Origin of the sequence: Protofrankia sp. CiP3 (genome assembly GCF_917627345.1) — a bacterium.
GTDB lineage: Bacteria > Actinomycetota > Actinomycetes > Frankiales > Frankiaceae > Protofrankia.
This window is the reverse complement of the sequence record NZ_CAKJTM010000240.1, coordinates 1-1,028: the sequence shown is the minus strand read 5'-3', so window position 1 is coordinate 1,028 and position 1,028 is coordinate 1. Positions and strand designations below refer to the sequence as shown.

General features: G+C 66.4%; 3 protein-coding genes. 2 read left to right on the top strand and 1 reads right to left on the bottom strand.

The window, feature by feature from the left end:
• Positions 1-123: a hypothetical protein gene (locus MJ797_RS27150; RefSeq protein ID WP_255724130.1), complete on the bottom strand. Its 123-nt coding sequence runs from the start codon at positions 121-123 to the stop codon at positions 1-3.
• Between the two features lie 59 nt (positions 124-182).
• Here MJ797_RS27150 and MJ797_RS26865 point away from each other — a divergent pair, with 59 nt between their 5' ends.
• On the top strand, positions 183-392 hold the full coding sequence (locus MJ797_RS26865) for a hypothetical protein (RefSeq protein WP_239313179.1): 210 nt from the start codon (positions 183-185) through the stop codon (positions 390-392).
• Complete coding sequence (locus tag MJ797_RS26860; RefSeq protein WP_239313178.1) at positions 392-619, top strand: type II toxin-antitoxin system HicA family toxin; 228 nt, start codon at positions 392-394, stop codon at positions 617-619. The genes MJ797_RS26865 and MJ797_RS26860 overlap by 1 nt, the downstream gene beginning before the upstream one ends.
• Positions 620-1,028: the final 409 nt, after the last annotated feature.

Below are 1,028 nucleotides of genomic sequence, written 5' to 3'. Positions count from 1 at the left end.
CTACACGCCCGCATCGGTGATCTTGATCTCGCCGAACTCGCCCTGCTCCTCGATGACCTTGCGGATGACCTGCGACGCCTCATCACCCGGGATAGAGCTGGTGGTGCTTCCGGGGCAGGACATACAGCCCCTGCTCGGTCTCCTCGCGGCGTCATCGACCGCGACATGCGAAAATGGCGATCGTGACCCGCGTTGTTCATGTGCCTTACGCCATCGACCAGGACGAGGACGGCGTCTGGTGCGCGTCCGCCCAGCTCCGCCCAGGCGTCGGCGCGGTCGGCGACGGCCTGACCCAGGAAGCCGCGATCGCCGACCTGCGGGAGGCACTGGAGGTCCTGCTCGCCGAGATCGGTCCGCCGGACGAGCTGACCCTGACCCTCGACGTCGCCTGATGCCCGCCACCGTCCCGGTAGTACCAGGGGCGAAAGTGGTCAAGGCACTCGAACGCGCCGGATTCATCGTTACGAGAGTCAGTGGCAGCCATCACGTCATGCGCCATCCCGACGGCCGTACGGTGATCATACCCGTTCACGCAGGCAAGGACGTGCCCAAAGGAACCTTGCGCAACATCCTGTCCATCATCGGCATGACCGCCGACGAGTTGCGGAAGCTGCTATAGCCACTCGATGCCGGCCGGGGCGTCGCCGCGCGTCGGCGACCGCTTCGCGCCGTCGGCGCCGGGAGAGAGCGGGGCGCGCCGACACCGCCGGGCGGGCGGCGCGGCCCCGGCCCGCCGTTCGCGCCACCCGCACCGCCATTCGCCCGATCGGCGTCGCATTGCTGGGATTCACCGAATACTGTGGGTGACAAACGTAATCGCCCGTTATCCGAAGAAACGATGGGTGCTGTGGGCTCATTCTGGGTGCGGACGCTGCGAACCTGGCCGACAGCGTCCGATACTCGCGGGCATCCGTAATTGCCGCAGCCTGCACGTTCGGGCATTCCCTGGTACGGACCGGCATGTTCCGGTAGGTATGCCAAGGTTCTTTTAATCTCTGGGTTCAGGGTTCGAGCCCCTGGCGGCCCAC

Coding starts and splice junctions, on each gene's coding strand:
- MJ797_RS26860 (WP_239313178.1), top strand. CDS start 392: ATGCCCGCCACCGTCCCGGTAGTACCAGGGGCGAAAGTGGTCAAGGCA.
- MJ797_RS27150 (WP_255724130.1), bottom strand. CDS start 123: ATGTCCTGCCCCGGAAGCACCACCAGCTCTATCCCGGGTGATGAGGCG.